Annotated in this window: 20 protein-coding genes and 1 pseudogene; 5 read left to right on the top strand and 16 right to left on the bottom strand. The window is 64.1% G+C overall.

All coding sequences use genetic code 11. The features are described from left to right. Nucleotides 1-159 precede the first annotated feature (159 nt). Nucleotides 160-2,916 (top strand): PAS domain S-box protein, encoded by a 2,757-nt coding sequence (locus IPP90_11130; protein ID MBL0171265.1) that lies wholly within the window; start codon nt 160-162, stop codon nt 2,914-2,916. Here IPP90_11130 and IPP90_11125 read toward each other — a convergent pair. Next, nucleotides 2,909-4,249, bottom strand: coding sequence for a beta-lactamase family protein (locus tag IPP90_11125; protein MBL0171264.1), 1,341 nt, complete (start codon nt 4,247-4,249; stop codon nt 2,909-2,911). The two genes, IPP90_11130 and IPP90_11125, sit on opposite strands and share 8 nt — an antisense overlap. Nucleotides 4,250-4,320: 71 nt before the next feature. Here IPP90_11125 and IPP90_11120 point away from each other — a divergent pair, with 71 nt between their 5' ends. Together IPP90_11120 and IPP90_11115 are read left to right on the top strand one after the other, a co-directional pair. Continuing rightward, the gene (locus IPP90_11120) at nt 4,321-5,871 is read left to right on the top strand and encodes a family 10 glycosylhydrolase (GenBank protein ID MBL0171263.1); all 1,551 of its coding nucleotides are present in this window, start codon (nt 4,321-4,323) and stop codon (nt 5,869-5,871) included. Between the two features lie 57 nt (nt 5,872-5,928). Beyond that, nucleotides 5,929-6,540 (top strand): YdeI/OmpD-associated family protein, encoded by a 612-nt coding sequence (locus IPP90_11115; GenBank protein MBL0171262.1) that lies wholly within the window; start codon nt 5,929-5,931, stop codon nt 6,538-6,540. On the opposite strand, the gene IPP90_11110 is transcribed toward IPP90_11115, so the two are convergent. The 6 genes from IPP90_11110 to IPP90_11085 are packed head-to-tail and all read right to left on the bottom strand — an operon-like array spanning nt 6,480 to nt 12,356. Continuing rightward, nucleotides 6,480-6,980, bottom strand: a complete 501-nt coding sequence (locus tag IPP90_11110; protein ID MBL0171261.1) for a GNAT family N-acetyltransferase — start codon at nt 6,978-6,980, stop codon at nt 6,480-6,482. The two genes, IPP90_11115 and IPP90_11110, sit on opposite strands and share 61 nt — an antisense overlap. Before the next feature lie 55 nt (nt 6,981-7,035). Continuing rightward, the gene (locus IPP90_11105; protein MBL0171260.1) at nt 7,036-7,620 is read right to left on the bottom strand and encodes a hypothetical protein; all 585 of its coding nucleotides are present in this window, start codon (nt 7,618-7,620) and stop codon (nt 7,036-7,038) included. Next, a complete protein-coding gene (locus IPP90_11100) occupies nt 7,617-8,429 on the bottom strand; it encodes a hypothetical protein (GenBank protein MBL0171259.1) in 813 nt (270 codons plus the stop codon). The genes IPP90_11105 and IPP90_11100 overlap by 4 nt, the downstream gene beginning before the upstream one ends. Nucleotides 8,430-8,468: 39 nt before the next feature. Continuing rightward, nucleotides 8,469-8,975 carry a hypothetical protein gene (locus IPP90_11095; GenBank protein MBL0171258.1) on the bottom strand — a complete coding sequence of 169 codons (507 nt, stop codon included), beginning with the start codon at nt 8,973-8,975 and terminating at the stop codon, nt 8,469-8,471. Beyond that, on the bottom strand, nt 8,972-9,586 hold the full coding sequence (locus tag IPP90_11090; GenBank protein MBL0171257.1) for a YdeI/OmpD-associated family protein: 615 nt from the start codon (nt 9,584-9,586) through the stop codon (nt 8,972-8,974). Before IPP90_11090 ends, IPP90_11095 begins: the two co-directional genes overlap by 4 nt. Before the next feature lie 13 nt (nt 9,587-9,599). Beyond that, on the bottom strand, nt 9,600-12,356 hold the full coding sequence (locus IPP90_11085; protein ID MBL0171256.1) for a S9 family peptidase: 2,757 nt from the start codon (nt 12,354-12,356) through the stop codon (nt 9,600-9,602). Nucleotides 12,357-12,429: 73 nt separating this feature from the next. Here IPP90_11085 and IPP90_11080 point away from each other — a divergent pair, with 73 nt between their 5' ends. Next, nucleotides 12,430-13,290 (top strand): sugar phosphate isomerase/epimerase, encoded by an 861-nt coding sequence (locus IPP90_11080; GenBank protein ID MBL0171255.1) that lies wholly within the window; start codon nt 12,430-12,432, stop codon nt 13,288-13,290. Nucleotide 13,291: 1 nt separating this feature from the next. Continuing rightward, complete coding sequence (locus tag IPP90_11075) at nt 13,292-13,954, top strand: hypothetical protein (protein MBL0171254.1); 663 nt, start codon at nt 13,292-13,294, stop codon at nt 13,952-13,954. Between the two features lie 65 nt (nt 13,955-14,019). Here the strand turns inward: IPP90_11075 and IPP90_11070 are convergent, their stop codons facing one another. From IPP90_11070 to IPP90_11030, 9 genes and pseudogenes are all read right to left on the bottom strand, one after another. Further along, on the bottom strand, nt 14,020-15,579 hold the full coding sequence (locus tag IPP90_11070) for an SDR family oxidoreductase (protein MBL0171253.1): 1,560 nt from the start codon (nt 15,577-15,579) through the stop codon (nt 14,020-14,022). A gap of 36 nt (nt 15,580-15,615) precedes the next feature. Continuing rightward, nucleotides 15,616-16,143 (bottom strand): hypothetical protein, encoded by a 528-nt coding sequence (locus IPP90_11065; protein MBL0171252.1) that lies wholly within the window; start codon nt 16,141-16,143, stop codon nt 15,616-15,618. Nucleotides 16,144-16,156: 13 nt separating this feature from the next. Continuing rightward, nucleotides 16,157-16,510, bottom strand: coding sequence for a hypothetical protein (locus tag IPP90_11060; GenBank protein MBL0171251.1), 354 nt, complete (start codon nt 16,508-16,510; stop codon nt 16,157-16,159). Nucleotides 16,511-16,534: 24 nt separating this feature from the next. After that, nucleotides 16,535-16,987, bottom strand: a complete 453-nt coding sequence (locus IPP90_11055) for a hypothetical protein (protein ID MBL0171250.1) — start codon at nt 16,985-16,987, stop codon at nt 16,535-16,537. A gap of 1 nt (nt 16,988) precedes the next feature. Continuing rightward, nucleotides 16,989-18,212, bottom strand: coding sequence for an exo-alpha-sialidase (locus IPP90_11050; protein MBL0171249.1), 1,224 nt, complete (start codon nt 18,210-18,212; stop codon nt 16,989-16,991). Further along, nucleotides 18,212-19,084, bottom strand: coding sequence for a hypothetical protein (locus IPP90_11045; GenBank protein MBL0171248.1), 873 nt, complete (start codon nt 19,082-19,084; stop codon nt 18,212-18,214). The genes IPP90_11050 and IPP90_11045 overlap by 1 nt, the downstream gene beginning before the upstream one ends. Next, entirely contained in the window at nt 19,081-20,529 is a 1,449-nt protein-coding gene (locus IPP90_11040; protein MBL0171247.1) for an SET domain-containing protein-lysine N-methyltransferase, read from the bottom strand. Before IPP90_11040 ends, IPP90_11045 begins: the two co-directional genes overlap by 4 nt. Beyond that, complete coding sequence (locus IPP90_11035; protein ID MBL0171246.1) at nt 20,526-21,641, bottom strand: hypothetical protein; 1,116 nt, start codon at nt 21,639-21,641, stop codon at nt 20,526-20,528. The genes IPP90_11040 and IPP90_11035 overlap by 4 nt, the downstream gene beginning before the upstream one ends. Nucleotides 21,642-21,721: 80 nt before the next feature. Next, nucleotides 21,722-23,869: pseudogene (locus tag IPP90_11030) on the bottom strand (M28 family peptidase). Nucleotides 23,870-23,969: the final 100 nt, after the last annotated feature.

Raw genomic sequence — 23,969 nt, 5'->3', positions numbered from 1 at the left:
ATCCGTCGGTTGAGTCGCGGTTGGCATCCGACGTGGGGGGAATTTGGCATGAAACTGTGATATACTGTCCCCTAAGCCGGTGGCCGCACCGTAACCGAAGCAGGTGACGGGCGTGTCAGCGAGCGATGGAGGGGTTGGGCCAGCGGGGCGGAGTCCGCGATGGGATCAGCGCACGTCGACGTCCTCGAGACGATCGAAGGACTACCGCCACTGACAGGCGTGGGCCGCACGGCGGCGACCGATACGTTAGAGCGGATGCGGGCGCGCACGACGCGCATTCGATGGTACGCTGGGGCCGTGGTGGCTGCCATCCTTGGCGCGCTGGTCACCGCGGCCGTCCACCGTGCCACCGGCGCGTACTACCCGTTCATTTCGGGCTTTGCGATGGTGGCCCTGGTCGCCGGCGGCTTTGGCCCAACCGTGGTCGCGGCGCTGGGCAGCATCGCCCTGGCGCATCTGGTGCCTCCCGTTGGCGCCATGTTCCCGCACACTTCGCCCGAACTGGTGCGCCTTGCCGCCAACACGACGCTGCTGATTGTGGCCTCAGCCATGTCCGGCCTGTTTCGCCGCAGTCGGCTGGCCACGTACGAGCGCGAGGAACGACTTGAGCGCGCCGCCGCCAGTGTTCGCGAACTGCTGGACGAGTCGAGCGACGCCATTGCGTTGACCGATAGTGAAATGCGCGTCACCTATGTGAATGCGCGCGCCGAGCGGCTGTTCGGGTATTCGAAGGGCGCGGCGATCGGTCGCACGGTGGACTCGATCATCACCCCCGATTCGCAGGCGCATTTGCCCCTGCAGTTGAATGCGCTGTTCGCGGGACAGACGATTCGCACGGATCGTACGGCGTTTCGCGCCGATGGCACGATCATCGACATCGAAATCTCGGCGCGGTTGCTGCAAGGCGGTCGATTGCTGGCGTCCATTCGCGATGTCGGTGACAGCAAACGAGAGGCCGAACGACAGCGAGCGGAACGTGATCTGCTGGACGGGATCCTGGCCACCAGTGTGGCCGGCGTGTTGATGGTCGACACCGATGGCGACATAGTGTTTGCGAACCGCCGGGCGGAGAGCATCCTCCAGTTGAAGAAGGCGTCGCCGTCCTCCCGCAGCTACCTGAAGCCGGTGTGGCGGCAAGCCGCCCTCGATGGCGGGGAGTGGTCACGCGAGATGCAGCCCTTCCGTCGCGTGGTGGCGTCGGGCACCGCCGTGTTTGACGTGCGCATGGCCATCGTGTGGCCCGACGGACGCCGCATGCCCTTGTCGGTCAACGGCGCGCCGCTGCGTGGCGCGGATGGGCAGATGCAGGGTGTGGTGTTCGCGGTCAACGATATCAGTCACGCGCTCGCGGCGGAACACGCGTTGCGCGAGAGCGATCGCCAGTTGGAGCAGATCACCAATGCCATGCCCGGCATCGTGTACCAGTATGTGATCGATGCACAGGGGCGCGATCGGTTCATCTTTGTCAGTCATTTCAGTGAACAGTTGCTGGGGCGGTCAGCCCGACAACTGCTGGATACCGTGGAGTCGGCGTGGACGCTGGTGCATCCGGACGACATAGCGCCAACCAAGCAGTCCCTGATGCATTCCTATCACTCATTGGCCCCGTGGATTCACGAGTTTCGGATTCAGGACGTGCATTCAACCGGAAGCTGGCGCTGGGTGAGCGGACACGCCGTGCCGCAACGCGGGCCGGACGAGGGCAGTGTACTGTGGAACGGCATCTTCATCGACATCACCGACCGCAAGACGCTTGAGGATGACCTGCGGCAGGCGCAGCGCATCGAAAGTGTCGGACGACTGGCCGGTGGCATTGCGCATGATTTCAACAACCTGCTCACGGTGATCATGGGACAGGCCGAGTTGCTGTCCATGGACCTGGGCGGTGATGTGCGCTACGCCGACGGTGTGCAACAGATCCGCTCGGCGGCCGAATCCGGAAATGCCCTCACACGCCAGTTGCTGGGATTTGCCCGCAAGCAGGTTGTGGCACCGCAGGTGATCGACCTCAACACGCTTGCGAAGCGCGTGCCGCCGCTGGTCGGCAGACTTGTTGGCGAGTCGATCGAGCTGACGCTGGTGCTGGCCGATGATCCGCCGCATGTGCGGGTCGACCCGGCGCAACTGGATCAGGTGCTCGTGAACTTGGCGGTCAATGCCCGCGATGCAATGCCCGATGGTGGAACGCTGGTGATCCAGACCCGCCGTGTTGAACCGGAGTTGTCGACCCGTGCCGACAGTTTGATGTTGCCAACAGGACCGTTGGCCGAAATCAGTGTGCGGGACACCGGTACGGGCATGCCCGACGATGTGCGGGATCGCGCGTTTGAACCGTTCTTCACCACCAAGGGGCTGGGCAAGGGCACCGGTCTTGGACTGGCCACCTCGTACGGCATCGTGTCGCAGGCCGGTGGCACGATCTTGATCGACAGCACACCAGGCGCCGGGACGTGCGTACGCGTGTTGCTGCCCATCACCGAGGATGCCGTTGTCCCGTCCCGCCAGCGCAAACCCTCGATCACACCCACTGGGCACGAAACGGTATTGGTGGTGGACGATGACGCACCGGTGCGCGGCGTGACCGCCACTGCCCTTCGCCGTCAAGGCTATCGGGTCATCGAGGCCGAAAGCGGCGCCGCTGCATTGACAGTATCTCGCGCCGAGCGCGGACGCATTCATGCCCTGGTGACCGACGTGGCGATGCCGCACATGAGCGGTCCGGCGCTCGCCGAGCAATTGGTGCGCGAACGTCCGGACCTGCGCGTGCTGTTCGTGTCCGGCTACGCCGACGACGGGATCGCCCATCATGGTGTGCTCGATGAAGGGGTCATGCTCCTGCAAAAGCCATACGACATACGCGATCTGGCGGCGCGTGTGCGTGAGCTGCTTGAGCTCAAGCCCAGCGGTGCTACTTGAGGCGCGAGTCGGTCAGGGCCTGATAGACGAGTGTGCGGAAGCGAGCGGCGACGTCGCTGCTGTTCGGGAGCTGCTGCATCATGAACACCAGGATGAGTCCTTCCGCCGGATCAACCAGATAGGTCGAACCGTACGCACCACCCCAGCCGAAGGCCCCCTCCGAGGCCAGACCGTTGGCACCGTATCGGTCAGTGGTTTCGAAACCCAACCCAAACCCGAGTCCCGCCGAGGAATGCAGGGTGCCCACCTGGTTCGTGGTCATGAGTCGGACGGTGTGCGGTGCAAGGAGCTGCTGTCCATTCCACAGTCCGCGATGCGCGACCATCTGCAAAAATCGCGCGTAGTCGCGCGCGGTGGACACCAGGCCGGCGCCGCCAGCGAAATTGCGACGTGGACCGTCGACATAGTGACCCTGTCCCCGGGCACCGTCTGGCGCACGGACAGAGTGGCCGGTGGAATCGTTCATGTAGACTGCGCTCAATCGATCGCGTGAGGACGGGGCGACAAAGAAGGATGTGCTGGACATCCCCAATGGCGCGGTGAGTCGATCGCGCAGAAACGCATCGAGGGGTTGGCCCGAGGCGCGCTCGACGATGCAGCCGAGCAGATCGGTATTGTATCCGTACACGAAGGCCTCACCGGGCTGCGCGGCGAACGGCAGGGTGCCCAGACGGTCCATCGTTTCACACACGGACTCGTCCTTGTCGGCGGTGTACCACCCGTAGCCAGCCGCCGGCCCGAGTGCCTTGGCTTGATACCGCGCGGCCACCAGCCCTTCGGTGCCGTACGAAATGCCGGCGGTATGTGTGAGCAAGTCGCGAATGGTGATGGCACGTCGGACAGGCACCAGCACGGCGCCGGTGTCTGAACGCGTCGCCACCTGCGTGCGCTGGAACGACGGAATGAATCGACTGACCGGATCGGCCAATGTCAGTCGCCCTTCCTCGACCAGCATCAGCGCGGCCACACTGGTCAGCGCTTTGGTTTGCGACGCAATGCGGAACAGCGCATCAGTGGTCATGCGGCGACCAGCTTCCTTGTCGGCCCAGCCCACGGCGCGCTCATACACCACCCGGTCGTCGCGCAAGACCAGCGCCACGGCGCCGGTCACGCGGTTCTCTCGCACCGTCTGCTCGAGGAGCGAATCCACGCGCGCCAGCCGGCTGGTGGAAAAGCCGTTCCGTTGCGCAGTGCCCTGCGGACGAGCCACGGTTGACACAGCGCCGCGTCCTTGCGCGCCACCGGTTCCCGCATCGGCGAGGAGTGCGATGCCAGCGGCCAGCAACGTGACGGAACGGAGTCGGGACGAATGTGGTCGCGTCGCGCGAAGCATGGAAGGCGGGGTTGGGGGGCGGTCGGGAAGGGACTATGGAAGGGAACGCCGAACGGTGTTTGTTTCAAGGGATGAGATACCCGCGCCGGTCGAAGCTGACAGTTGTTGCCATCGCCCTGTTGTTCAGTGCTGCCTGCCGCAGTGACGGACCTACCGCCGTGGTGATTCCTCCGCCCACGACGCTGACCGTCCCTGCCATCAATCGCGAGTTCCGCGGTTTGTGGGTGGCGACCGTCGCCAACATCGATTGGCCGTCGCGCACCGGGATGAGTCTCACCGCACAGCAGACGGAACTCGCGACCATCCTTGATGTGGCGCGCAGCACGGGGCTCAACGCGGTCATCCTGCAGGTCCGCGCGGCAGGCGATGCGATCTTCCCGTCGACACTGGAGCCGTGGTCCCGGTCACTGACCGGCACGCAAGGCGTCGATCCGGGGTGGGATCCGCTGGCCTATGCGGTGAATGAGGCGCATGCGCGCGGTGTGGAGTTACATGCGTGGTTCAATCCGTTCCGCGCGGCGAATCTCAGCGACAGCGCGCGACTGGACCCGCTGCACTTTGCGCGACGCCGACCGGAATTGACACGCCCCTATTGCACGCAGCTCTGGTTCGATCCTGCCGAGGACGCTGTGCAGCAGCAGGCCATCAGCGTGGTACGTGACGTCATTGCCCGCTATGACGTGGATGCCGTGCATGTGGATGACTTCTTCTATCCGTATCCCGACACGCGCTGCCCGAATCTGGACTTCCCCGACAGTGCCTCGTACGGGCGCTATCAGGCCGGCGGCGGAGCGCTGTCGCGCGCCGACTGGCGACGCGCCAACGTGAATCGCTTTGTCGAGCGCCTGTATGTCGAAGCGCATGCGCAGCGCAACACGGTGCGGGTCGGCATCAGCCCGTTCGGGATCTGGCGACCCGGCAATCCTGCGGGGATCACGGGCCTGGACGCCTACGGCAGCATCTATGCCGACTCGCGTTTCTGGTTGCAGCAGGGATGGGTGGACTACTTTGCGCCCCAACTGTACTGGAGCATCGCCTCCACCGGCCAGAGCTTTCCGGCATTGCTGGACTGGTGGACGCAACAGAACACGCGACAGCGGCATCTGTGGCCCGGGCTGGCGGCGTACCGGGTGGCCGACGGCAGCAGTAGCGCATTCCCGGCCACCGAAATCGCATCGCAAATCCAGCTGGCACGCCAACGCAGCGCTACCACGGGCGGTCCAACCGGCACCGTGTTGTACAACACCACGTCCATCAGGGACAACCACGGGGCGCTGACGACGACGCTCTCGACATCGACCTTTGCCGCGCCTGCTCTTCCTCCCGCAACACCATGGCTGGATGGCGTGGCACCACCGACGCCGCAGGTTGCCGTGGACAAATCGTCGGGATCGTCATCGTCCCTGCGGGTGGACGTGACCGCCACCTCTGGCAAACCGTTGTCCTGGTGGTTGATTCGCTGGAGAAACGGCACGGCGTGGTCACAGCGCGTGGCGCCGGGCTCGCAGAATACGCATTTCATTCCATCCACCGGCGTTGGGGGTGCCACCAATGCCATCGTGATCAATGCCGTCGACAAAGTTGGCAACGCCAGCGGCGATGCGGTCTGGCGTCAGCCGTGAGCACGTCGTTCATCGCACGCGGTTCAAACAGTCACCCTTCGCTGGTTCTGGAGCACCATGAGCATGCGCGACCCCCGCATCGACACCTACATCGCCACGTCCGCCCCGTTTGCCCAGCCCATCCTTGAACACCTGCGGGCTCTTGTGCACACCGCGTGTCCGGACGTGCAGGAAACGATAAAGTGGAGCTTCCCGCACTTTGACTATGGCGGAATGATGTGCAGCATGGCCGCATTCAAGGCGCATTGCGCGTTTCGATTCTGGAAAGGCGCGCTGATTCTGGAAGCGAGCGACACGGACGCGGCCATGGGGCAGTTCGGACGCATCACCAGCGTCAAGGACTTGCCGTCGCCAAAGACCATCACGGGATACATCCGAAAGGCGATGGCACTCAACGACGCCGGTATCGCCGTGGCCAAGCCTCCACGCGCCAAGACGCCCAAGCCCGTGGTGGTGCCGCCCGAGCTGGCGGCGGCCTTTTCCAAGTCAAAACCCGCGAAGGCGGCGTTCGATGCCCTGAGCCCCAGTCATCGTCGCGAATACTGCGAGTGGATTGCCGATGCCAAGCGGGAAGACACGAAAGTCACGCGCGTGGCGAAGACCATCGCTCAACTGCGCGACGGCAAGTCACTGAACGCCAGGTACGAGTCGACGGCGCGCTCAAAGTAGACCAGTGGCGTCTCCCGGTACGTGCGTCGCCCGCATTCGCGATAGCCGCAGGATGCATAGAACTCCGCCGCGCCGGCCTCGGCGTCATACGCATCAAGCCAGATCGCCTGCGCCGGAAATGCGCGGGCGACACGCTCGGCTTCCGTCAGACAGGCCCGCCCGATGCCGCGCCGCTGCAATGACGGACGCACGGCCATGTCGGTGAGGTATAGTGGACGCGGGACTGGCGTGAACAACGTGCGATCGATGGCCCATGGCTTGCGCGTGGACAGGCGCATGGTGGCGACGAGGCCGCCGTCGTCGATGGCGAGGATCACCGTGGCCTGTCGAAATCCGGCCAGCACGGCCCGCTCCGACGGTTCACCGGACCAGTGCCCGATGCCGAACCGCTCGGTCAGCGCGCGCTGATGCGGAGCGCAGCGCGGCAATTGATGCCGCATCGTCAGTCTGGGCGACGCGAAAAACCAGCGCCGCGATTGACGTCACGGGCACAGGTCAAGAACACCCTTCGACGTACTCGACTTGCGGGGTGCGACCTACCCGAAACCGCGTCACCTTGCCGCCAACCGTTTCGAACACGGTGCGGAACAGCGAGTCGGCCGCGCGCAAAGACGTCACCGTGAGATAGTGTCCGTCCTCGTACTTGTGGGGTGTGGTCGTCACCCGGCCTGCATACAGGCTATCGATCCGCGCCTCGCTATCGCCCACCTGCGCGCCGGCCTGCGTTCGCACACCAACGGAATCGATGTCGATACGCGCCACCGTTCCCTCATCGAACATCACCAGCACACCGGCCGGCGCGTTGGTCCACTCCAGGTAGCTGCACTCGGTGGAATCGGTGCCGGGAATGAGACGAATGCCGGCGGCCGCGCGCGCCGCCTGGGCCAACGTCATGCCGGCGCGCAGATCGCCGATGCCGTATTCCGTGACATAGACATACGGTTGCGATTCGGCGCGCGGAGTGTCGACGACGACGGCGGGCACGGCCGCGGCACTGTCTTGCGCGTTCGGCGGTTCGGCGCCGCAGGCGGCCATCACCATCATCAGCGTCGCGCCCAATGTCACATGCACTCTGGTCATGTCTTTCCCCATTTGATTCTCGTGTAGGCAATGCGAAAACCCTGTCGTTCGGCATTCCGCTGCGAGGAACTGCCCGGCTGCGCCACCATTTGCGCCAGATCGCACCCGTGTGCCGACGCATACGCCATGCGCGCCAGTAACAGCGCATTCTGCGCACCACGCCCGCGGTACGCGGGAATGGTGCTGGCTCCAGCCAGCAGCGCGACGCCGTCATGCATGGCAATTGCGCCGGTGGCGGCGATGGCGTCGCCGATGCATGCCAGAAAGCAGACGGTGTGGCGGCTGGTGCCCATGACCGTGCCGATGTCGCGCATGAAGTCGCCGAACTCCGGATATTCGCCCCACCCCTGAGCCGACGCATTCGCCCAGACCGAGACCTCGTCGGCGGTCGTGACGCGCACGTGTACGTCGGACGACGAGTCGCCCGCGACCGAGGCGTCGATTGGCCGATGCATGACCGAGGAGAGTTCAAGTGGCAGGTAGCCACGTGCGCCAAGCAGGGATACCGTGGATGCGTCGGCCAACGGACTGACTTCGTGCATCACGCCGCACTGTCTGGTCGCATAGAACGACTCGATCACATCCAGTTGTTCGTCCAGCGGTGTGCTGAACACGCCGAAGCCGAATGTCTGCGTGAGCGGGGAACCGACACCGTCGAACATCGCCCAGGTGCCGTCTACATCAATCCACGTCGCACCCACCGATGGTGCCAGCCGCGAGCGGGCATCGACGAACGACGCGTTGGCGGCCGCCTCGGCGCGCTCGAGCCGACGGGAGAGCGCGAGATCGGAAAACGCGTAGGAGCCCATGCGCGTCAAGTTAGGCGGCGCATGGGCATCCTGCACGGTTCAGGTGACGTACCGGGCTACTGCCATGGTCGCCGTGGTGATAATCAGCAGCGTCGCGGCAATCGCGGCCAACATCCCCAATCGAGCCTGCATGGCGGCAATCTGCGTCTTCTCGTCCGCTGTTGGCGGTACACCAGACGCCGCGATGCGCCCGTTGAGTGCGCCGAGCTTCTTGGCCAGCGGCATGCTCATCGTCATGCCGATAAACCACGCGATGATGGCCAACACGGCGCCCACCCCGTACACCTTGGCCGGTCCCGAGGCCATCCATCCAGGTGCGCTGCCGCCTGCGAGCATGTACAACCAGAGCCCGGCGGCAATCGTGAGAAATCCCGTGATGAGCAGCCATCGCGGGAACTGACGTACCTGCGTCAATTGGACCATCATGGGGCCGGCCGCCGGCCCGACCGCCTTGGCGCTTGGCAGCAGGAACATGGCCATGAAGAACACACCGCCAACCCAGATCACGCCGGAAACAATGTGAATGGTGCGGAACAGGTGAATCATGCGGACGTTCCTCGTTTGCGGTTGGTGGACTTCCCGGTTGGACTGACGAACTGCGGGATGCGTTCGCCGTTTGTCGAGTGCTCGATCAAGGACTGCAGCCTGCGTTGTCGCGTGGCCTCCTGCTTGGCCGTGACCACCCAGTATACGGTGGCCTGACGATATGACGCCGGTTGGCTTTCCCAGAACTTCGATGCGGATCGGTGGCGCTGCAAGATGCCGGCGAACGGCTCGGGCATCACGGTCGATCGTGTCTTCAGGCTGTATCCGTGCGTCTGGCTGTCCGGGCGCGCTTCGAACGCGGCGATGCCGGCCGGCTCCATGCGGCCTTCCGCCAACAGCTCCCGGACGTGCCGGATGTTCACCGCGCTCCATACGCTGCGTGCCTTTCGCGGGGTAAAGCGGCGTGTGTATCGGGTCTCGTCCAGGCTTTTCACCAGTCCGTCAATCCATCCGAAACACAGCGCTTCACGCACCGCCTCGGTCCAGGTCATGTGCGGCTGGCCGGAATTCACGCGGTAGAATCCCACCACGAGCTCGGTGGACGAGTCGTGGTGGGCTTTCAACCAGGCGCGGAACTGTGCGGCCGACGTGAAGAATCGCGGGGACGCCATGGGGCGCGACGTGTCAGGGCACCACTGCCTTGGCGGACGAGCCGGTGCCCTTCACGTAGGTATCCATCCACGCTACCCACCGCGCCCACAGGTCGAGATCGCTGGCATAGGTGGCGACGCTGTGGTCCTCGTACGGATACATGTACAGGGCCGCCGGTTTGCCCAGCCCCTGCAGCGCGAGATACATGCGCTGCGAACTGATGGGCGATGTGCCGGTGTTCTGATCTTCAATGGCGTGGTACATCAACAACGCCCCGGCGATCTTGTCCGCCCGCAACATGGGCGACATGTCGAGGTAGGTATCCTGCGCCTGGAAGAAGTTGCGGCGCTCACTCTGGAAACCGAACGGTGTGAGGGTGCGGTTGTACATGCCGTCACCGGCGATGCCCGCCTTGAAGTACGGCACCAGCGTCAGCGCATTCACCGTGCTGAAGGCACCGTAGCTGTGACCGCCGATGCCCATCTTGGCGCGATCCACAAAGCCCATGTCGACGACGGCATCCAGCACCGCGTCAAGGTTCTCCTTGAGGTCACGCGTGTAGTTGTCGTTCATCTTGCCGGTGTCGCCGAAAATCGGAATATCGGGCTCGATGAAGGCATATCCTTGCGATACCCACAACTTGGTGGATGACGCGGGACGCGCCGACGGGACCTCGGGGAACTTGTTGATGTTGGTGGCAAAGCGGGACCGATCGTAGTCGGTCTGTCCGTTGTATTCGCGGGGATAGAACCAGATGACGCCCGGCAGACGCTTCCCGGGTTGCCAGTCGCGCGGCAGGGTGACTTCAACCCAGAATTTGAGTCCGTCGCGCGGGCGCGTGACCTGGAATCGCTTGAGCTGGGCGCCGCTGACTTCGGGCCCGACATCCACGTTGGCCGTAAGCTTCCGGCTGGCGTTCGTCGTCACGTCACGCAGATAGGCGTCGGCAATGACGGTGGGGGATTCGTGGGTGTAGATGAACTGCGTGAGGTCGTCGTCGAGTGTGGTGACGAACTCGTCGTAGCCGTTGGCCGGGCTTTCGAATACGCGGGTGCGCGCGCCGGATTCGATGTCCAGACGATCCACCCACGGCCGTGGCGCCTCGGTGTTCCACTTCGCTCCGGGCGCCTTGGTCCCCGACAGCGCCACGGTTTTGCCATCCTTGCCGAGCACTACGAATGACTGTCCGTTGGGACCACGTCTGGTAAGCAGTGCGCCAACAGACGCGGTGTCGTTCCCGCCACCGGCGCCACCGCGCCCACCACCACCGAAACCGCCGCCGCCCGCGGCGAGTGTCACGGTTCGGCCAAGGTTGTGGCGCTTGCCGTCCTTGATGGCGATGACTGCGCCGCTGTCACTGACGAACATGGTTTTTGCGTCGGCGCTGTACGCGACCGTGGAGAGCTGCGGACCACCTTCGTACAGCACCTTGGTGTCGGTCGGGCCGTACGGCGGCAGCCAATTCACATAGCGCACGCTGGTTGGCTGCGGACGCGCGTTGGCGCCGGCCGGACCGCCGGCACGCCCGTTGGCTCCACCGCGTCCGGGCGCTGGCGCGCCGTTGGCCGCAAACACGGATTGCAGATACACGAGACCCGGGCCAACCGGATTCCACTGGATGTTGCGCTTGCCGGTATCCGTTGCGGCTCCTGCTCCACCGCCGCGCCCGAAGGCCGGCGCATCGCCAGCGTCGGTGGCGCCTTCGCGCAGCGGCGTGCGCGCCAGTGTAGCGACGACTTTGCCGGTGGCATCCCACAGCTCCTGCACGGAGCCGAAATTCGACACGGGCACCACGTACGAGAACGGCTCGGTCATGACCGTCACGCGAAAGTGCGCGCCGTCGGGCGAGGCATCGACCGCGCGGATCATGCGCGGCGTCCCGATCTTCCGAACGGCTTTCGACTTGACGTCGATGGACGCCAGTTGCGCCGTGGTGTAGTACGTGACGAGTGCCTTGTCATGCGGGTCCTGCAACAGGCTGAAGTGAAACGGCTGTGGCAGCGCGCGTGATTCGGTCAGCCGCACCTGCGGACCGTCTTCAATGTTGCCGTCGCCGTGCGACGGCGCGGCGCCCCGACCTTCGGGCACCAACGTCGCGATGATCTGCTTGCCATCGGCGGTGTAATCGATGTCAGTGACCATGGTGGCGTTGAGTACGGCCTTGCCAAGCGGCGTCGACTTGCCGGTTGCGACATCGGCCAGGTACACGTACGAGGCGTCATCGAAATTGGCGATGTACGCGATCTGCGTGCCGGTTGGCGACCAGATGGGTGATGACACCGTGGCGCCCTTGGGCACCTCAAGCGACTTTGACGCCCCGGTACGCGGGTTGACCAGCGTGAGCCCGGTACGCGTGCCGGTGGTCACCGATCGCGCGCGATTGGCGCGCGTGTCCACCTGCAGTCCACCCAACCAGATGTGCGACTTGCCGAAGGCCTTGATATCGCCGCGATCGGTTCCGGACTGCCGAAGGAACCAGCTGCGATCGGGGCTCGGGTTGGTGTACGAGATGTCAACGCGTGGCGCCATGATCATCCGCTCGATGTTCTCGGGCGGCTTCACGAATCGTTCGGTACGCAGGATCTCCTGCGGATTCCACGAGGGCGCGGCACTGTTGGCTTGCGCGGAGGCCGTGGACGTGACGCCGAAGAGCGCCGCGACGGCCAAAGCGCCGAACCGAACGACGACGAGGCGCGCAACGCGAGGGGAGGGGAACGCGGTCATGCCCAACTCCGAAATGGGGCGAAAACAGAGGGCGGCCGGCACCGTGCCGGCTCGACTGAACAACATACGCGCCGGGGCGCAGGTCCGTTTGAACTAGAAAGGCTTGCCGATTGCGCCTGCCCAGCCGTAGCGTAGAGGCATGCAAAGACGCTCATTCCTCGCCGCGTTTACGGCTGGCACGGCTGGCCTGGTGGCCGCACAGAAGTCCCTCGCTTGGGCGGCCACGCCCTCTGTCCTGCCCAATCGCCTCGATCGCATCGGCATTGAGTTGTACGCCGTGCGAAAGGCCATGAAGGCCGATCCGGAACGGACGCTGGCGGCCCTTCGTGCCATCGGGTACACCGACGTCGAGCTGTTGTGGAGCTTCAAGAACTTCGGCCGCAGCACGAAGGAAGTGCGCGACACCCTCAAGAAAGAGGGACTCAAGGCCCCGTCGGCGCATATGGCGCCCGAGACGATTCTCACCGACTGGGAGCAGAGTCTCGACACGGCGCGGCAACTGGGCCACCAGTACCTGATCGTGCCCAGTCTGCCAGCGGAAACCAACAAGTCACTGGACGCCTGGAAGCTGTGGGCGAACCGGTTCAATTCCGCCGGCGAAGTGGCGCGTCGCGCCGGGATCTGGCTGGCCTTTCATAACGAACCCAATCATCAGGCCAAACTGCAAGGCGAGGTGCCGCTGGAAGTGTTCGCGAACGCGCTCGACCCCAAGTACGTGCGACTGCAGCTGGATTGCGGCAACATGCTGATGGGCGGCGGCGACCCGATGGATTTCCTGTCGCGACACCGGTCGATGTGCTGGAGCTTCCATCTCAAGAACGTCAAGCCAGATCGGTCGAGCGATACGGAACTCGCCACTGGCACGTTCAACCTGAAGGCGTTTCTGGCGGCCATTCCGGATCTGGCCAAGAAGCCCTGCTTTGTGGAGCAGGAGGGACCGACGGACGAGATGGCCAGCGCGAAACAGAACTTCGACTATTTGAAGGGGCTGGAGTTCTGAGGTGACGCACGATTCTCGGCGCGCATTCATTGGACGGATCAGCCAGTTGGGTGTCGCCGCGGTGCTTGGTGGTGATGCTGGCCATGAGGTGCGAGTGCCGCCGACGGTGAGCGAGTCCGGCGAATGGGATCTGTCGTGGGTGAAGCGCGTGGAGAACACCCGTGATCGCGCGGTCATTGACTCCGCCGGTATCGCTGACGGGTTCTGTTTGCAGATAGCCACGCGCTATCTCGACAATTGTAACGCGGTGTATGGCGTCGGCAAGCATCGTGCGCAGGTGGTCCTCAATATTCGTACCCGTGCTATTCCGCTGGCGCTGAACGACACCATCTGGAATCGCTACGAAATAGGCGCGGATGCCCAGGTGACGGACCCGCTCACGAAACAGCCCTCACGGCGCAACCTGTGGATGACGGTCCCCGACGGACAACCGGCCGCCACCGGGTCGATGACGGATATCGTGCGGCGCGGCGCCATCATACTTGTCTGTGATTTCGCGCTGGGACATCTCGCCAACCGGATGGCGGCCAAAGCCGGCGAGTCGGCTGACTCGGTGCATCGCGCGCTCCGCGCCGGTTTTGTGAATGGCGCCATCGCCATGCCGTCGGGAATGTTCGCATTGGCACGGGCGCAGAATGCGGGATGCGCGGTACTCACCGCGTAGCACGTCCCCTCTGCACCCGCCCTGACCCGGTTCCTCCTTCGGTGGCTTGGATGCCGCTGTGGCGTCTACCAGTCGGTGGGCCGGTAGTCCTTGAGGAACTTCCCCCAGACGTGCGTGCCGCTGTTGATCCCGTCGATGATCGGGTCCACAATGCGCGCCGCCCCATCCACGATATCCAGCGGCGGATGGAACCGGTGTTCAGCCACCTTCCGCGCGGCAATTTCAGCGGGATCTTCATCCGTTACCCAACCGGTGTCCACCGCATTCATGTGGATGCCGTCGGTGAAATAGTCGGCCGCCGCGGTGCGCGTCATCATGTTGAGCGCAGCCTTCGCCATGTTCGTGTGTGGATGGCGCGTGGTCTTGAACTTGCGATAGAACTGTCCTTCCACGGCCGATACGTTCACAATGTGCTTGTCCCGATTTGCCGTGCGCAGCATGAGCGGCTTGAGTCGCGCGTTGAGCAGGAACGGCGCGACGGCGTTCACCAGCTGCACTTCCAGCAGTTCCACCGATGGCACTTCGGCCATCAGCATGCGCCAGGAGTTGCGGTCACGCAGGTCCACCTGCTGCATGTCCTGATCGAGCTGTCCTTCCGGGAACAGATGCGCCTGCGGTGCGGCGTCATCGGGCAGCAGCGCCACCTGTGACAATTCGGCGGCATGCGTGAGCCCCGCCACTTCGGCCAGGCGTTTGGTGGCCACCACGCCCACATCGGTACTGGACGCATCCGTGCTGTCGGGCAGCATGTTGTATGCGCGCACCCCTTCGTAGGCGCCCAGCAGTTTGCGCACATGGTCGGGCATATGGCCGATGGCGGCCGTTTCGAGTTCCATCATGTGACGATAAAACTCGGGCGGACGACGCACGGTTTGACAGGCGTTGTTGATGATGAAATCCAACCGATCGTGCGTTTCGTTCAACTGATGACAGAACAACTCGACACTGGGCGTGTGCCGCAGGTCGAGTCCGAATATTTCCAGCCGATGACCCCATTGCTCGAAGTCGGCTTCGGCGGCGTAGCGCGCAGCGGAGTCACGCGGGAAGCGCGTGGTGACAATGAGGTGAGCGCCGGCCCGTAGCAGCTTGATGCCGGCCTGATAGCCAATCTTGACGCGTCCGCCGGTGAGCAGCGCCACACGACCCGTGAGATCGGCCAGTTCACTGCGCTTGGCGAAGTTGAAGGCCGCGCAGGTGGGGCACAGCTGATCGTAGAAGTGGTGCAGCACGCTGAACGACTGCTTGCACACATAACAGTGCTGCGGCTCCAGCGCCTCACGGAAATCCGGATCGTCTACGGTGCCCTGATCGTCGCTGCCGGGCAGCAGGTAGTTGGGTGTGGTGAACACCGTTTGCCGACGCAGCGACCGGATGCCGGTGCTGTTGAGCTGCGACTCGGCGTTCTGGATGTGCTCGTGTCGCGCCGACTTCTTATGTCGCTTGGTGGCCTTCACCATCTGGCGTCGCGTGATGGCGTCGGGGCGCGACACTTGGCCGGCCGCTTTCAGGAAGCGCGTCCGCTCGGGCTCGGCGACGTCGAGGAGGCGGGCCCGGTCGCTGGCCAGCGATTCGAGCAGCGCGGTGGCCTGGCGGATTTGCTCGTTAAGGTCAGGGCTGTGGGACATAGCCCTGAAAGATAAGGGGGGAGGGAACGGGTGGAGCTATGCGTCCCTGGGCGGCGCGAATCGGGTGAGTTCCACGGCGTAGTACACGGCGCCTGCCAAGCAGCATGCGCCCCACAGCCACATCCAGATTTCTCCGGTTTCCAGGGCGACGACTACCGCGAGCGTTCCCATGGCGATGGCTGCCATGATGCCAAAGATCATTACCGGGCGACCGGTCGCTTCGCGACTTCGGACCCGCTGCTGCTCAACGGTTTCCCCATGCAGGCGACTCTCCCCCATGGCCGTCAAGACGCGCCACTGAAGTCTGGACGAGAAGAATCCAACCAGCAGACCGGCACCGAGAAAGTAGGTCACCATGATGACAATTCGGGTGACCGATGGCAGCGCTCGACCCTCCGAGTAGATCCACCAAGCCTGGAGCCCCAGCATCACGATGGCGAATACCACAGCCTGCCGCAGCGACTCGCGAACCATGTATCGTCGGTGTCCGAGGAGACGCAAACGCTCGAAACGCACCAAGGCCTGATCCTTTCGTGTCTCTCGCCACGCGGCGTCAAACATCATTGCGAATGCCTCGTTACCAGTCCTCGGGACGGTCCATCGGTTGCCTATAGTACCACCATTCGCCATCCGCTGACCAGCCTTCGTCCTCGGCGTTGGCCTCGCCCCAGATGCACCCGTCACTGGGCTCGGTGGCCGCTACGAAGCGCGTGTCGAACGCCGTCAGCTCGTCGCGCAGGGGGATCAACTGCTCTCGTAGGCCCGGCGGCACGTTTCGAATACTGCGGGCGATGAGGTGCCGCAGGTCGACGTCGTTGAGGTAGTCGTCGAACGTGAGCGTGTAGCCGCGCTCGATTTCGTCCACGACCTGACCCCACCGCTCAACGAGCATTGGCAGGGTCGGGACAGTGGTGTGCGGGGCGTGGTTCATCGGGTCACGTTCATTACAGGTCACTCATGGCGACGGCCGGCGTTTCACCTGACGCCGGAAATAGGCTTCGCCGTCGTTGGGCTTGAAAAATGTGCGAATGGTGCCGTCCGCATCAGCGGCAAGAAACGCACCGCTTTCCCGGTCAAAGCGCGACACCACTCCGTCTGACGGTCGTACTACCTCGAGGACGTTGCCGCCTACTGGTGCGTCACGGAGTGCCTGGGCCCTGGCGAGGTACTGGTCAATAGACACCTGGCCAAATTCGGCACCGTGCTTCCGGAAATGCTCCTCAAGACGTGCCGGCGACCGAAACCCAACAGTTGAGTGCTGCTCCGTGGGCTGGGTTTGCGGCGACAGGGCCTGACCGGACGCCCCGGCGGCGGGAGTCGCCCCGGAGGGGTTGACGGCGGTGGTCGGCGATCGGAGGACCATCCACGCCACCACCACGAATGCCAGCAGCCCGACGACCTTTCTCATCTCAGCGATTAGGCAAAAGGTGGCGCAAAGTGCGATCGAGTACTGCAGGCTGCAATCGAATGGAGGCAATCCAGGGTGGCTGACCCGCAGTCCAATGCCCGTAGGTGGTGGTCACCACGCTGCCGTCGGGTAGCCGAACGAGACCGGGATACGCGGCGTCCCACTGGTCGGTGTTGTCCATCAATCGAACACGGAACCCCGCGGAGGAAGAACGCAGCAGTTCGTCATACGTGCCAACCCAGGCCACCCAGTCGCCCTTGGTTGGGCTCTCGGGGGCCATGTCGCGAAAGGTGACGAACAGCCGACCGTCGGGGAGATAGGTGGCCACGTGCCGGTCGCCGGTCAACGCCGGTGAGAGCGGAACGGGCGCACTCCAGGTAACCCCTTCGTCGTCGGACGTGATACGATGCGACGGCAGGGCGCGCCGGTTCTCGCGCAACAACACCATCAGGCGCTTGCCGTCGGGCGAGCGAAATAATCCCGGTTCGCACAGGTCGATGTCGGGGCGCGAAGCAATGGCGATGGGGGCGTCCCAATGCAGCCCGCCATCATGCGACAGTGTCTTATACACGACAAAGGGCCCGCTCTTCTTGCCGCTGTTGGCAATGAAGCGCCCGTCATCGTGAAAGAGTGCGAGGTAGTCGCCGTTGTTCAGGCGCTCCACGGACGCCATGGCGACGATGCCGCCAAAGTCGCCGATCGGCTCAAGCGCCGACCAATGCTCACCGTCGTCACTGGAGACCGACATCCGAATGGGATACAGCCCTGAAAACAACACGAGCCGCTTGACGCCCTGCCGATCGACCACGCGGTGGATGGTTGGCGTCTCTTTCGACGTTGCCCAGTTCTCCGGTACGGCCAGACGCGCACTCCAGGTGCGTCCACCGTCGGTGCTGCGCTTGAGCTGAATGGCGCCCGCGCCATGACCGCGCGGATAGACCACCAGCATCGTGCGACCATCCTCGAGCAGGACCGTGGTGGGATGCCCGAGGTACTGACCCGATTCCTTGTCGACCACGGTCTGCCGCGCCGTGTCGGCCGCCAGGTCGACGGTCGGCACGCCGAGTGCGGCGCGCGTGTCGAGCAGCGAGGCCACGACGGGGGGTGTGGTTGACGGCGCCGCCGCAGGCGATGGCTGGTGCGCGCAGGCGGTGAGGCTCCACGCCAGCACGCTGGCGATGGCTGCGGCTCGGATGTTCAGGGCGCCGGCAGCAGTGCATGCCATCATCTGTTCACCTGGGCGTCCACGCGATTGACGCGACGGAGGATGTCGCGCAACGCGGCCACCCGTTGAATGGTATAGGGAATCGTGTCCAGCCCGGTGGTGAAGCGCAAGACGTAGTTGTAGAGCGCGATCAACGCGCCGGCCTGATGCACCGCGCCACCAAGCACCGTCGATACATACAAGGACGCCGCCAGCACCAGGATCACGACGAGTTCGTTGGCGCCGAAATTCCATGCTTCCTGATTGGACAGTTTCACCTGCCAGTGCCGCAGGTGATCGTAGTGCTCGCGGATGCGGACCGGATCTTCCGAGGTGATGATGTCCACCTGTCGCTCAAGCTCATCATGCTTGTGCGCGTTGAGTGTGGCGGTGCGCTTGCCGTAGAGCAGACTGAATGCTCCGACCGGCAGCAGCGCGGCCAGGCAGATGCCGACCACCAGACGATCGTAGAAGGCGAGAATGATGAGCGAGCCGAAGACGTTATAGGCGGCCTCGATGACGTAGACGAGATCGTACTGCAGGAACTCGATGATGTCGCGTGAGAGCGAGGAATACGCGCTCCGCCTGGACACATCGACACCCGATGCCGAGCGGTCAAGCAATCGCGTGATGAAGGTGGTGTAGACGCTGGCGAAGGTGCGCGTGTCGTAGGCGTGACGCGCCACGCCGACCACCAGCCAGACCAGATGCGCGGCCACGAGCTGCAACAGTCCCAGGAACTGTCCGCCCAGCAGGCCGTCCACGGCGGCGCCCAGAAAGTACGGTCGCGCCAGACTGCCCAGCATTTCGAGGCCGAACAAGGCGTAGGTGAAAGCCAGCGACCACCGATACTCGCGCAATACGCGCCGAATCGGTGACCGCGCGTCGGTCATGTTCCGATGGGCCGGGTTCGTTCGGTGACGGAGTTGCCGGGGGTGCCGGCAATGCGCCCCCGACAGTTGGGTAGCCCGCAGCGACAGTCAAACGGTTCGCTCAGTTCATTCATCGCGGCACTGTAATCCAGCGTCAACTCCTCGCCATTGGCGATGGCGCGCAAGGCCACCACATCCAATCCGCGAAAGGTGGTATTGGGCAGACATGAGTGGTTCTGCGGACGCCAGGCATTGGGATCGTCTGACCAGAGCGCGTACACGAAATGGCTGAGCGGATAGCCATAGCGTCGAAACTGCAGTTGCTGTTCGGCCGTCCAGTGCTGTTGCACGTGGGGGAGGGTGACGACGTTGAACGGACGCTCCTCGCCCTCGAACACCACATCGCCCGGCGCAAAGTCCCGCAACGCAAACGTACCATAGCCGGCGATGGAGTCGCCTCGCATTTCGGTCACCGGCTGCTTTCGTCGGTGCCGCGCCATCCCCTCGGCCGTGATCAACTCCAGAAACGCGGCGGGGCCAATGCCGTCGAACCGAAGGATGTGATCGGCCGAGCCTTCCAACCCTTCGGGATAGAACACGGAGCAGGTGAAGTTGATCTCGAGGAAGTGCAGGGCGCCGGCGTCATCCTGGCGGAAATCAAGGCGCGCATAGCCGACTCCGCTGAAGCCGCGAAAGATCCTTATGGCCGCATCGGCGAGGCGCGCGGCCACGGCCTCGTCGGTGACCGGGCGGTTGGCGGTTGGGTGCAGGGCCGACGTCTTGAGCGCGTAGGTCTTGAAATGCACGCCATCGCCGAAATCGTACTCGACCGGTCGAAAGGCACGAACGCCGCCATCGGCCGTCGCAGCCACCAGCACCGTGAACTCCCGGCCATCGATGTACTCCTCAACCAACAACGTCGGAAACTCGGCCAAACGCCGGGAGACCGCGTAGGTGAGCGCGGCCGGCGTCGCCACCCGCGAGTCGTCGTCCACGCCCCGACTGTCGCCGGCGTGCGCCGGTTTGACGAACAGCGGGAACGTGAGCGGGTTGGCGGCATGCGTGACCCGAGCGGTGACCTCGTCAAGGCTGGACACCACCACGTGTCGCGGCGTGGTGACCCCGGCTGCGAACGCCACGTACTTCATGAGCGGCTTGGCCGGATCGTACAGTGCGGGCGTTGGACCGGTGTAAGGAAGGCGCAGCTGTTCCAGGGCATGGATGACATCAATGGACGGGACATCCCAATCGAGGTACCCCTCACAGAGATTCACGTAGATGTCATACTTCTCGCGCGTGCTTTCCTGCAGTTGCCGAAACACCGTGCGCTTGTCGAGAAACACATGATGGACGGTGGCGTGCGGCAGCAGCGGTGCCAGGTCGCGCGGGGGGTCGTAGTGGCGATAGTCGACGTTCGATGCGCTGTAGTCGGGCTGCAGCACGCACACCTTGAGCCCAGCGCTCATGCGACGCGACGGGCCACGCTGAGTTCCACCTTTCGTGCGCGCTGCTGGCGGCGATGACGACGTTCCGCGTGTCGCAGCAGTTGCTCAACCAACGCGTGGTACGGTACGCCGGCAAAGCGCAGGATGGCGCCGATAGACGTGAAGTTCTCGTCTTCGGACAATCCGCACTGCGCATTCACTTCCAGGACGAACAGCTCACCCGTTTCGGCGTCTTCCCGCAGATCGACGCGGCCGTAGCCCACGCCGCCCACCGCCACATAGGCATCCCAGCTCACGGCCTTGATGGCGGCCGCCTTGGACGCGGCAATTCGCGCGTACTCCCAGAGGTTCTCGCCTTCGGGGAGCGGCGACTCGTTGTCGTGAAACTCCCACAGACGGTCGAACGAGAGGAACTGTTGGGTGGGCGGCAATGCCGCGTTGAACACCCGTTCCACCGGCGCATAGACCCGTCGGTTGCGCAGGTCATTGTGATCGCCGACAATGAACGTGGTAAACTCGCGACCCGCGACAAACTCCTCGGCAATCAAGCCGCCGGACATCAGGTCCCATCCGCGATATCCATCGGCAAGCGCCTGCACCCGCACCGCCAGCTCGTCGGGCGTGTGGACCACGTTCTCGACGCCGATGCCCAGACTGCCGGCCGACACGGCCGGCTTTACGATGAGCGGGCGGCCGGGACGCTGAAACGGGGCGTGCCAGTCACGCTGCATCGGTTCGACCACCGACCACGGCGATGTCGGCACGCCCGCGGTCTCGAAGGCCCGCTTCATGTCGATCTTGGAGGTGGTCAGATCGTAGAAGAAGCGATTGGAGCCCGTGTAGGGAATCTCGGCGCGTTCGAGCGCATCGATGACTGAGAGTCCCGGGACGCCCTGCAACTCGTCGCCGTCGCAGAGGTTGACCACGCAGGCCACGCCCTCGCGCTGCATGCGTTGGACCGTGGACTCGACGGTGGTGAGTGTGACGGGCTGCCAGTGCCAGTCGACGCCCAGCGCGGCAAAGGCGCGCGCAAATTCCGCGCGCCCTTGTTCGAAGTCACCATAGTACTGGAGGTGATCGTCGGCCGACGGCATGGTCGGCACGAGGACCCAGACGGCCGATGGCACCGTCACGACGCGAGTCGATTCTGAGGTCGGGTCAGCATGCCCTATGGTAGATCGCAAATGGCCAACGCACAACAGGCCCGCGTCCCTTACTTCTTGACCGCTCTGGGCACCAACCGAATCTGCCCTGACGCTTCGCGTGACTTGAGCACGGCCATCACTTCGCTCATCGGGAGCGGAGTGAATTCACCGGACAGAAAGTCGCGCACTTGCAGGGCCGTCAGTCCGGGTTTCCGCAGCAGCAGTCCGAGTTCCGCCGAGAACTCGTCGGGAAGTTGTGGTCCACCCGCGCCCCCCACGCCCCGACCGCCGCCACCGCCACCGGCTGGCGGCGCACCCGCACCGCGACCTCCTGCTGGCGGTGCAGCCGCCGGTGCGTTGGTGGCCGATGGCAACTCCACCATCAGTGTTGACGCCTCCTTCTCGTCGGCGCTCATCACCGGCTCGGAGGCGCTCACGCCTCGCTGCAGCGCCTGCAACTGGTACGCTGCCTTGATCTCATTCATGAGTGAGGCCGCGCGCTGGTCGATGAGCGGCTGGAACGCGGCCGTCTTCTTCTCCCCGTCGGCCACGTTGGTCCAGAGCACGCTGGCCGTCCTTACCACGGCCTTTTCAATCTCGGCCTGATGCCGAATGGCGTTCTTCGCTTCCTTGTACGCCGTGGTGAGCGCCGTCGCGTCCCTGGCGTCGGCCATGTACCCCAAGCCCTTGACATGCGACTCGCCCATGCGGGACAGCCCGCGTCCGATGTTCTCCTGCACGATGCGAGCCGCCATCTCGTCGGTTCCGACCGACAACGCCGACAGTGACCCCAGCCCCACGGCGGCGGCCCGCTTGTATTGGGTGGCGTCCTGCTTGTCGGGCGTGTCCTCCGACGAGTGGTACCACATGTCCGGCCAGGTGATGAACATGACTGCCGGCACCCCATTCGCCATGTAGGCCACGTGATCGCTGGAGCCGTAGTGCTTGTCGATCTTGATGTAGAAGGCGTCCTTGCTGCCGCGCGGCGACTCCACGGGCTGCGTCGGCGCATAGCCCGAGAGTGAACGCCGGAAGCGCACCCGTTCGCGCGAAATGTCGGCGATGTACTCCATCATGCTTTGCGCGATGTCGTTCAGGTACGACGGGAAGGTGTCGGGCGTGCGCTGCAGCACCCAGAAACTGCGGCTCATGGCGACCCGAATGCCTTCCATATCGAAGTTGAGCGTGCCGATGATGGTCTTCTTCTTTTCGGGATTGGCCTGGAAGTACGCGTTGGTGCCGGCGATCTCGGGCACGAACATGAAGTTGATCGTGCGCTTGGGGCGCGGGAGCTTGCCCTCCTTGATCAACTTGATGTAGGCGCGTCCGATCTCGAGGATGAGGGCACACCCCGAGTTGTCGTCATTGGCGCCCTGCTTGATGACCCCTTCGTACAGATGGCCGCTGATGGCGACTTCCTGCGTCGTACTGCCATCGCCCAGGATCTGTGCCGTGACGTATTCCGACTTGGACGGCACCTGCACGCTTTTCACAATGGATCGCAGGGTGATCTTCTCGCCGCGCGCCAGTAACGCGGAAAGATTGTGCTGCACTTCGGGGGTGATCGACCAGGCCACGGTGCCCGGCTGGGCCTGCACGGTCGAACTGACAATCTGATTGGGATAGTCGGAGAAACGCTGGTAGCCGATGGCGCTCACGCCCAACGCACCGATAGCGCCGCGCAGCATGGCGAGCGCATACACCGATCCCGGCGCCCCCCAGGAGAGCACGAACTTGCCTTTGACATCCTTGCCTTCAAAATCCTGATTGCGCCCCGCGCCGACGTCCACCAACTCACCGCTGATGTCGCCGTTGGCATTGAGCGACGCCAGCGACAGCACCAGGTCGTGCACGTCGAACAGCTTGGTGTTCTTGGGCGTGGTCATCCACAGTTCGCCTTGTTCGGGCTGCCACGCCATGGCGCCCTGCTGGTACACCACGGTCTTCACGTTGCTGTACCCGTACTCTCTGGCGAACTGCTCGATGACCCGGCTTTCGCGAAAGGGCCCGCTGTACTCCTACGCTGGTCGCACGCGCTGGTAGGGCACCAGTTCCAGCACATGGTGCATGGCACGCTCACCGCTTACCTCGTTGATGATGGCCGTCATCTGCTCCTGCGTCAGGAGCGTGCGGTCTTCGCGCTCCTGCGCGGAGAGGGACGCGGCGGCGATGAGCGAGAATGCCGCGAGGGAGAGGGCACGCATTTCGGGGCGCATTTCGGGGTGGGTTGGAGGTGCAGTATTATAAGACGGGAGACGGGAGAGGGGAGACGGGAGAGGGTCTCCGCGTGGCTCGTCTCCCGTCTCCCGTCTCCCG

Source organism: Gemmatimonadaceae bacterium (genome assembly GCA_016720905.1).
GTDB lineage: Bacteria > Gemmatimonadota > Gemmatimonadetes > Gemmatimonadales > Gemmatimonadaceae > Gemmatimonas.
Note: the sequence above shows the minus strand (reverse complement) of the source record. Positions and strands in the feature narration are given on the sequence as shown.

Bases quoted from the DNA above. Each gene is read 5' to 3' on its own strand.
- IPP90_11130 (MBL0171265.1), top strand. From the start codon at position 160: ATGGGATCAGCGCACGTCGACGTCCTCGAGACGATCGAAGGACTACCG.
- IPP90_11125 (MBL0171264.1), bottom strand. From the start codon at position 4,249: ATGCTTCGCGCGACGCGACCACATTCGTCCCGACTCCGTTCCGTCACG.
- IPP90_11120 (MBL0171263.1), top strand. From the start codon at position 4,321: ATGAGATACCCGCGCCGGTCGAAGCTGACAGTTGTTGCCATCGCCCTG.
- IPP90_11115 (MBL0171262.1), top strand. From the start codon at position 5,929: ATGAGCATGCGCGACCCCCGCATCGACACCTACATCGCCACGTCCGCC.
- IPP90_11110 (MBL0171261.1), bottom strand. From the start codon at position 6,980: ATGCGGCATCAATTGCCGCGCTGCGCTCCGCATCAGCGCGCGCTGACC.
- IPP90_11105 (MBL0171260.1), bottom strand. From the start codon at position 7,620: ATGACCAGAGTGCATGTGACATTGGGCGCGACGCTGATGATGGTGATG.
- IPP90_11100 (MBL0171259.1), bottom strand. From the start codon at position 8,429: ATGGGCTCCTACGCGTTTTCCGATCTCGCGCTCTCCCGTCGGCTCGAG.
- IPP90_11095 (MBL0171258.1), bottom strand. From the start codon at position 8,975: ATGATTCACCTGTTCCGCACCATTCACATTGTTTCCGGCGTGATCTGG.
- IPP90_11090 (MBL0171257.1), bottom strand. From the start codon at position 9,586: ATGGCGTCCCCGCGATTCTTCACGTCGGCCGCACAGTTCCGCGCCTGG.
- IPP90_11085 (MBL0171256.1), bottom strand. From the start codon at position 12,356: ATGTTGTTCAGTCGAGCCGGCACGGTGCCGGCCGCCCTCTGTTTTCGC.
- IPP90_11080 (MBL0171255.1), top strand. From the start codon at position 12,430: ATGCAAAGACGCTCATTCCTCGCCGCGTTTACGGCTGGCACGGCTGGC.
- IPP90_11070 (MBL0171253.1), bottom strand. From the start codon at position 15,579: ATGTCCCACAGCCCTGACCTTAACGAGCAAATCCGCCAGGCCACCGCG.
- IPP90_11065 (MBL0171252.1), bottom strand. From the start codon at position 16,143: ATGATGTTTGACGCCGCGTGGCGAGAGACACGAAAGGATCAGGCCTTG.
- IPP90_11060 (MBL0171251.1), bottom strand. From the start codon at position 16,510: ATGAACCACGCCCCGCACACCACTGTCCCGACCCTGCCAATGCTCGTT.
- IPP90_11055 (MBL0171250.1), bottom strand. From the start codon at position 16,987: ATGAGAAAGGTCGTCGGGCTGCTGGCATTCGTGGTGGTGGCGTGGATG.
- IPP90_11050 (MBL0171249.1), bottom strand. From the start codon at position 18,212: ATGGCATGCACTGCTGCCGGCGCCCTGAACATCCGAGCCGCAGCCATC.
- IPP90_11045 (MBL0171248.1), bottom strand. From the start codon at position 19,084: ATGACCGACGCGCGGTCACCGATTCGGCGCGTATTGCGCGAGTATCGG.
- IPP90_11040 (MBL0171247.1), bottom strand. From the start codon at position 20,529: ATGAGCGCTGGGCTCAAGGTGTGCGTGCTGCAGCCCGACTACAGCGCA.